Consider the following 7,219-nt stretch of genomic DNA (forward strand, 5'->3'; position numbering starts at 1 on the left):
CGGGCGTCGCGCTGGCACCCGCGGGCCTTCCGGCCAGCCCCGCCCAGGCGGCGTCGGCCACCGGGCGAGGGAGCGCGCCGATCGCCGCCACGTACCCGGGATCCACCGCGGGACAGCTCCTCTCGGCGCCGGGGGCGGTGACCCTCGCCGAGCAGCGCGAGGTCGAACGGTACTGGAGCGCGGAGCGGCGGGCCCGAGCCTTCGGGGCCCGCACGAACGACCATGCCGATGCCGCCCCCCTCAGTCCCGGGCCGGCCCCGCCTGCCGTCGGCGGCTCCGAAACGGCCGCGAGCGGCGCTCCCCCGCCCCCGAGCGCCGGAATGCCCTACACCCGGGGCGGGCTGGTGACCACGACCACCGGCCGGTTGTTCGCCACCATCGGCGGCGGTGACTACGCCTGCTCCGCGAGCGTCGTGTCCAGCCCCAGTCGTGACCTCGTAGTCACCGCGGGGCACTGCGTGCACGGCGGTACCGGGGAACAGTTCGCGCGGAACGTCATCTTCATCCCCGGGTTCGACAACGGCGCGATGCCCTACGGCATCTGGACCGCCCGCCGGCTCACCGTGACGTCCGGTTGGGCCCATCGGGGCGACTTCGACGTCGACACCGGCTTTGCCCTGTTCAACCCGTCCCCGTCCCGCGGCCGTCATCTCGAGGACACGGTCGGGTCCCAGGGCATCGCCTTCGATCTTCCGGGGACGTATCCGCAGTACACCTTCGGCTACCCGCGGCTGCCCCCCTACGACGGCAGCCAGCTCGTCTACTGCGCCGGCCCCGGCTTCGGCGACCCCTACGGCAGCCCGTCGATCGGCGTCGCCTGCCGCATGACGGCCGGCGCCAGCGGCGGGCCACTGCTCACCGGCCTCGGCCGGCTCGGTTCCGGGCACGGCTGGGTCAACGGGGTGATCAGCTACGCCTATGCCGGAGTCAACGACAAGCTATACGGAACTCACTTCGGCGACGTGGTGAAGTCACTCTACTATCAGTCCTACCGGCTCTAGCGGATCGCCGTCCCCCGGGATATCGCCGTCCCCCGGGATACAGCCGGCTGACGACGATCGATACCTTCTGTGCATGCCGCATTCGGGCAGCTTCGGGCTCCTCCTGACCGTGCACGTCGTCGTCGGGGTCTTCGTCATCGGTCCACTGACACTGATCACCGTGGTCACCCCGCGCCTGCTGCGGTTGGGGGCCGGCGCCCTGCCGATCCTGCGCCTGTGCGTGCGGATGATCCGGGCCCTCACGCTCGCCTCACTGCTCATCGTCGTGACGGGCCTCGGGCTGGTGAATCAGGGATCATTCGGCAGCGTGCGGTCGCTGGGCGACCCCTGGCTGTCGGGTGCCCTCGTGCTGTGGGTGGTGGCCACGGGGATCTCGCTGGGCATAATCGCGCCCGGGCTCGCCCACGCCGTCAAGGAGATCGACGCGGGCGGTGACACGCATCGGCGTACCCTTCCAATCATGGGGGGTGTCGCCGTGAGCACCGCCTGCTGGGTACTGATCATTGCTTCCATGGCCATAAAACCCGGGACCTGACTCGGCCGGGCCACCGCGACGATCCGGGCGGGTCGGCGCTCAGCTCGCCTGCGCGAGCGTCCCGCGACGATCGACTCCCCCGCGATGCACGACATCCCCGCGATGCACGACATCGTCAAGCTTGTCCAGGATGCGGCCCCAGACCTGGCGGGGGAGCTCATGCCCCATCCCGTCGATCTCCAGCAGCTCCGCGAGCGGGATCGCCGCAGCCGTCAACCGACCACCGAGGACCGGGACGAGCGGGTCCGCGTCACCGTGGACGACGAGGGTGGGGACCGGGAGCCGCGCGAGCCCGGGGGTGCGGTCGGGCGCCGCGAGCACGGCGGCGATCTGGCGCATAGCCCCGACCGGGTTCGGGCGACGGCCCCATTGGATCTCGGCCCGCCGCCGCAGCCACGCCACGTCCGGCTCGAACAGCGGCGAGCCCAGGACCTCCTGTGCCTCGTGCCCGGCGAGGACGAACTCCTCCAGGTCGGCCGGCGCCGGCCGCAGGAACAGCGCGATCGCCTCGGCGGTCGGCTGCACCCGGTGGTCACCCGGATGGGACATCATCGAGGTGAGGCTGCGCACCCGCTCGGGGTTCCCGAGGGCCGCGATCTGGGCGATCATGCCACCCATCGAGCTGCCCATCAGGTGCGCCGACTCGATTCCGAGGGCGGTCAGCAGGCCGATTGCGTCCGCGGCCAGGTCCTCGAGCCGGTAGGGGGCGAGGTCGAAGCGACCGCTCAGGATCGCTGCCAGGTCGGGCCGACCGAGCTGGTCGAGATGAGTGGACAGTCCCACGTCCCGGTTGTCGAAGATAATCGTTCGATAACCGCGACGGCCGAGCGCGGCCAGCAGGTCCGGGTGCCAGCCTACGAGCTGCTGCCCGAGGCCGCCGATCAGGAGCAGCGGCAACCCGTCCTCGTCGCCGTGGATCTCGTAGGCGAGGTCGATGCCGTTGACCGAGACGATGCCCATGGTCGGAAGGTAGCCATCCCATGGCGCCGGCGCACGAGTTCCGCCGGCAATCGGCCGGAGGTCACCCGAAAGGGCCAGGCGGATGCCGGCAGCGCGGCCGTCGAGCGGCGAACACCCCACCCGTCAACTACTTTAGGTAGTCACTCGACCTCCTATAGCGATTATCCTGCTGGGCAACCCCACCGGACGGGCACACGTGATCTTTCCGACGATCGAGTTTGCGGCGTTCCTTGTCGTGGTGCTGGCGATCTCCTGGCTGCTGATGCCCCGGCCGAGGCTGTGGAAGCCGTTCATCCTCGGGGCGTCGTATTTCTTCTACGGCTTCGCGGACGCGCGCTTCGTGCTGCTGATCGTGGCCTCCACCTTGATCAACCAGGGCGCCGCCGTCGCGATCCATCGCTGGCTCGACCGCCGCATCCTCATCGCCGCGATCGTCTGCGACCTCGGCCTGCTCGGCTGGTTCAAGTACTACAGCTTCTTCGCCCTGTCGGTGGACCGCGCGCTGGCCGAGATCGGTCTCCCCACATCGCTGCCCCTGCTCCAGGTGGCGCTGCCGATCGGGATCTCGTTCTTCACCTTCCAGGCGCTGTCCTACGTCATCGACGTCCATCGCGGCACCAGCGCACCCGCGTCGCTGCTGGACTTCGCCGTGTACGAGGCGTTCTTCCCGCACCTGGTCGCCGGTCCCATCGTGCGTGCGCGCGAGTTCATCCCCCAGCTCGCCACGCCACGGGACCCGAACCAGGTCCAAGCCACCCGGGCCGTGTTCCTGATCGTGGGCGGCCTGGTCAAGAAGGTGGTGCTCGCCGACCTGATCGCCTCGCGCCTCGTCGACCCCGTCTTCGACGCGCCCGGCCAGCACTCGTCGCTGGAGATCGCCACGGCCGTCTACGGCTACGCCGTGCAGATCTACTGTGACTTCTCGGCGTACTCCGACATCGCGATCGGGATCGCCCTCCTGCTCGGCTTCCGCTTCCCGGATAACTTCGACCGTCCCTACGCGGCCACCACCCTGCAGGACTTCTGGCGCCGCTGGCACATGACCCTGTCCCGATGGCTCCGGGACTACGTCTACCTACCGCTCGGAGGGAACCGGAAGGGGCGTCGGCGCACCTACCTCAACATCATGATCACCATGACTCTGGGTGGTCTCTGGCACGGCGCCGCCTGGACGTTCGTCCTGTGGGGATCGCTGCACGGCGGTGGCCTGGTGACCGAACGCCGGATACGTGCCCGACGGGCGGACCGGATCCGGGCGGCGGAATGGGCACGAGCCACGGGGCAGGCCCGAGTCACAGGACAGGAGCAGATCACGGGACAGGCCGAATCGGCGGGGCTCTCCGCGATGCCACTACCCCGGCCGGGATCGGAGAGCCCCGCACCGGTCCTTTCCCCTGGCGGATCCGGCGCCGTTGCTGGTCCCGGTCTCGCTGCCGGCTCCAGCACCGCCGACAGCCCCGCGGGGACGCCGACCACGGCGAGCCGCCGGACGATCACCGCCACACAGGCCTCACTTCCCGAAGCGGCACCCAACCCGATCCGCGCCTGGGCCGGCCGGCTGGCCGTCTTCCACTTCGTGTGTGCCACCTGGGTCCTGTTCCGAGCGCCCGACCTGGCAACGGCGCGCGAGCTCGCCGTCCGGCTGTTCACCGCGGGCGGACCGGCGCCGCTGGTCACTCCGACGGTCCTCGCCGCCATCGGGGTGGGACTGGCCACCGCCGCCGTCCCGCGCGCCTGGTGGATCCACGCGCAGGTCGCCTTCGCCCAACTGCGCCTTGGCGCCCAGATCGCGCTGCTCACCCTGAGCATCATGATCATTTATGCGATCGTCGGCCCGCAGGACGTCGCGCCGTTCATCTACTTCCACTTCTGAGTCACGCTCGCCTGCTCTCCCCGTCCCGATCCCGATCCCGATCCCGGTGCCGGAGCCAGTGCCGGAGCCGGAGCGTTGCCCCGGCCGGGGCCGCCCAGGCCGGACGATACGAGCGGCGGAGAGCGGAGCCTTGACTTAAGGTAATCGAACAACAACGCCTGATCACATTCCGGGGCATCTGTGACCTGCGCCGACGAAGCCGAGGGACGATGACTGAGCGTGAAGATCCGGCGCCACCGGGGCCACCGGCGACCGCACCCGCGGCGACCACCGGCGTCGTCCGGGCCCGGCAGGCCTTCCTGCTGGTAGCCGTCACCCTGGGTCTGCTGGCGGTGCTCCGCGCCTCAGCGATGGTGCACGGGGGCGAGGGCATGCGCCCAGGACTCACCCGCACGCTCGTGCTGGGCATGGCCCGGCCGATCGAACGGATCACCCGGACCGTCCACCTCGACGAACCGGACCGGTGGTTGTCGCGCGCGTTCGGTCACGACGCCAAGCCCGGCGGCACCTTCTCCGAGCTGGCATCGGCGGCCAGTCGGGCTGAAGCCGAGCCCGATCACCCTGGCGCCTCCGGGCCGGGCGCCGCCGGTTCCCACCGCTCCCCACTGCCACCGCGCCACCCGACCGCGGCCGATCCGCTGCGCGTCCTGGTCACCGGGGACTCGCTGACAGAATCACTCGGTCCGACCATCATGAACAGTGCGCCCGCCACGATCCGGGCACAGACCGAGACGCGGTTCGGCACGGGCCTGGTGCGGCCCGACTTCTTCGACTGGGCCACCCATGCCCGGACGCAGATCACGCAGCGCAACCCGGAGCTGGTGATCGTCGCCATGGGCGGGAACGACGGCCAGGGCATCACGCTTCCGGACGGAACCGTCCTGCCGGCCGGATCGGACGCGTGGGCCGCCGAGTACCGACGGCGTGCCATCGTCGTGATGCGGATCTGGAGCGGCGACGGGGCCCGCCGAGTGCTGTGGCTCAGCCTCCCGCCGGCCCGGCCGGACCAGCTGAACGGCTACTTCCGCCGACTGAACGAGGCGACCCTCGACGCCACGACCAGGGTGGTCGGAGCCCGATATCTCGACCTCACCCCGTGGTTGTCGAAGAACGGCGCGTACAGCGACTACCTCACCGGCACGGACGGTAACACCGTCCTGGCCCGGGCCCGTGACGGCGTGCACCTGAGTCTCGACGGCGCGCGGATCGCCGCGGGACACATTCTGGAGACCGTGCGCAGCACGTGGAACCTGCGGTGAACGACGATCGGAGCGACCGGCGGAGGCCGGACCGAGCGAACGCTCAACGGGGGCGGAACCCGAAGCCCGCGCCGTCCAGATCCCGGCGGGCAGCCAGCACCGCGACCCGGGCGGCGGCCAGGACCTCGCGACCGGACGGCGCCGCCGCACCGGACACCGAGATCGCGGCGACCAGATCGTCGGCGAGGACCGCGAGCTGGTCGGTCAGGGCGTGCGGCGCCAGCCGCGGTGGACGAGCGCCGGCCGGCACTCCCGTGCCGGCCCGCTCGCCGAGCGACGCCAGTTCGTCGAGCAGCCGAACGGCCCGCTCCGCCCTGGTGCCACCGGATTCCACCGGAACATCCCATGATGACCCGGACCAGCACCGAAGGCGGTGAATCAGCAGGCCGACCTCACGGGTGAGATCACGGACCTCGTCGGACATCCGGGCAGGATACCTGACGATGACGGGAACGGGTCTTGCTCTCTACTATGGTATAGGGCACCCTCCAGACATGGTCCGTTGACGTCGGGTTTCATCTCAGGAGGCGCGCATGTCGCTGAACCGCTCCGCCCAGACCCACCAGATCCTCATCGAACGGATACCGAAGGCAACCGGCCACGACGTGAACCACTGGCTCGATCGGCTCGACGACGGACCCGGCCTGCTCCGCTTCGCGGAGCGCGTCAACTGGCTGCGGGCCGAGCACGACCTGCCGCACTGCTATGCGGCGGCCCTGGTCCATGAGGCCGATCTGCGGCGGCGGGCGATCCGCGCGTAGGCACCTCGGCAGCGTCGGCACCTCGGCAGCGTCGAGCGCGCAGGCTCGGCCGCCCGGTGAGGTATCGAGGTAAGGCGCGGGTACCCGGCGCGGGACGCGGACGCGGTCCGCACCGTTGACGCGCCGGGTCGGCCACCGGGCACATCACAATGACTACATGGACCTCGACGCAGCCACGGAGTTCGTACGCGATCATCACCGGGCGGTACTCAGCACCACCCGCCGGGACGGCACGCCCCAGATGTCACCGGTGACCGTCGGGGTGGATACCGACGGGCATCTGCAGATCAGCAGCCGGCTCACCGCCTACAAGGTCCGCCACATCGAGCGGGATCCGACCGTACGGATCTGTGTGTTCCCCGATGAGTTCTTCGGGCCCTGGGTGCAGATCAACGGAACCGCCGAAGTCATCCGGCTACCGGCGGCGATGGACCTCCTGATCGCCTATTACCGAGACATCGCGGGTGAGCATCCCGACTGGGACAACTACCGGGCGGCGATGATCCGCGATCAGCGATGCATCATCCAGATCACTCCGCGGTCGGCGGGGCCGGACGTCTCCGGCTGAGGACCAGGCTTGAGGACACCGTTGCATAAGAGCGCCCTGACCCTGCCCGCCCTGACCTGATCGTCGGCGGGGCCTCGGCCCCACGACGGACCCGCGCGCTACTGCCGCAGCTTGGAGAGCAGGCGCAGCATCTCCAGGTAGACCCAGACGAAGCCGATCAGCAGGCCGAATCCCGCCCGCCACGCCTCGGAACGCGGCGCATGGGACTCGATCGCCCGCTCGATGTAGTCGAAGGCGAGGATGAACTGCAGGCTCGCGACGC

The 7,219-nt window shown here is 70.1% G+C and carries 9 protein-coding genes; 6 read left to right on the plus strand and 3 right to left on the minus strand.

Annotation, left to right across the window (positions count from 1 at the left end; genetic code table 11):
- Positions 1 to 1,001: trypsin-like serine peptidase (locus tag ACY5KJ_RS12450; protein WP_462203406.1), on the plus strand; the 1,001-nt coding region annotated here is incomplete at its 5' end.
- 73 nt (positions 1,002 to 1,074) lie between these two features.
- Entirely contained in the window at positions 1,075 to 1,536 is a 462-nt protein-coding gene (locus ACY5KJ_RS12455) for a hypothetical protein (RefSeq protein WP_462203407.1), read from the plus strand.
- Between the two features lie 39 nt (positions 1,537 to 1,575).
- Here the strand turns inward: ACY5KJ_RS12455 and ACY5KJ_RS12460 are convergent, their stop codons facing one another.
- The gene (locus ACY5KJ_RS12460; protein ID WP_462185947.1) at positions 1,576 to 2,496 is read right to left on the minus strand and encodes an alpha/beta fold hydrolase; all 921 of its coding nucleotides are present in this window, start codon (positions 2,494 to 2,496) and stop codon (positions 1,576 to 1,578) included.
- 196 nt (positions 2,497 to 2,692) lie between these two features.
- Here ACY5KJ_RS12460 and ACY5KJ_RS12465 point away from each other — a divergent pair, with 196 nt between their 5' ends.
- Both ACY5KJ_RS12465 and ACY5KJ_RS12470 read left to right on the plus strand, forming a co-directional pair.
- A complete protein-coding gene (locus ACY5KJ_RS12465; protein WP_462185948.1) occupies positions 2,693 to 4,369 on the plus strand; it encodes an MBOAT family O-acyltransferase in 1,677 nt (558 codons plus the stop codon).
- A 209-nt stretch (positions 4,370 to 4,578) separates the two neighbouring features.
- Positions 4,579 to 5,628: a DUF459 domain-containing protein gene (locus tag ACY5KJ_RS12470; RefSeq protein WP_462185949.1), complete on the plus strand. Its 1,050-nt coding sequence runs from the start codon at positions 4,579 to 4,581 to the stop codon at positions 5,626 to 5,628.
- 43 nt (positions 5,629 to 5,671) lie between these two features.
- Here ACY5KJ_RS12470 and ACY5KJ_RS12475 read toward each other — a convergent pair whose 3' ends face one another.
- On the minus strand, positions 5,672 to 5,962 hold the full coding sequence (locus ACY5KJ_RS12475) for a hypothetical protein (RefSeq protein WP_462203408.1): 291 nt from the start codon (positions 5,960 to 5,962) through the stop codon (positions 5,672 to 5,674).
- A 199-nt stretch (positions 5,963 to 6,161) separates the two neighbouring features.
- Here ACY5KJ_RS12475 and ACY5KJ_RS12480 point away from each other — a divergent pair, with 199 nt between their 5' ends.
- Both ACY5KJ_RS12480 and ACY5KJ_RS12485 read left to right on the plus strand, forming a co-directional pair.
- Positions 6,162 to 6,389, plus strand: coding sequence for a DUF4287 domain-containing protein (locus ACY5KJ_RS12480; protein ID WP_011438288.1), 228 nt, complete (start codon positions 6,162 to 6,164; stop codon positions 6,387 to 6,389).
- A gap of 157 nt (positions 6,390 to 6,546) precedes the next feature.
- The gene (locus tag ACY5KJ_RS12485; protein ID WP_462185950.1) at positions 6,547 to 6,957 is read left to right on the plus strand and encodes a PPOX class F420-dependent oxidoreductase; all 411 of its coding nucleotides are present in this window, start codon (positions 6,547 to 6,549) and stop codon (positions 6,955 to 6,957) included.
- A gap of 98 nt (positions 6,958 to 7,055) precedes the next feature.
- Here the strand turns inward: ACY5KJ_RS12485 and ACY5KJ_RS12490 are convergent.
- On the minus strand, positions 7,056 to 7,219 hold a 164-nt coding region (locus ACY5KJ_RS12490), incomplete at its 5' end, for a Bax inhibitor-1/YccA family membrane protein (RefSeq protein ID WP_462203410.1).

The sequence above is a fragment of the Frankia sp. CcWB3 genome (assembly GCF_977927595.1).

Excerpts from the sequence above, each read along its gene's own strand:
- ACY5KJ_RS12480 (WP_011438288.1), top strand. The coding sequence starts at position 6,162 with ATGTCGCTGAACCGCTCCGCCCAGACCCACCAGATCCTCATCGAACGG.
- ACY5KJ_RS12455 (WP_462203407.1), top strand. The coding sequence starts at position 1,075 with ATGCCGCATTCGGGCAGCTTCGGGCTCCTCCTGACCGTGCACGTCGTC.
- ACY5KJ_RS12470 (WP_462185949.1), top strand. The coding sequence starts at position 4,579 with ATGACTGAGCGTGAAGATCCGGCGCCACCGGGGCCACCGGCGACCGCA.
- ACY5KJ_RS12460 (WP_462185947.1), bottom strand. The coding sequence starts at position 2,496 with ATGGGCATCGTCTCGGTCAACGGCATCGACCTCGCCTACGAGATCCAC.
- ACY5KJ_RS12485 (WP_462185950.1), top strand. The coding sequence starts at position 6,547 with ATGGACCTCGACGCAGCCACGGAGTTCGTACGCGATCATCACCGGGCG.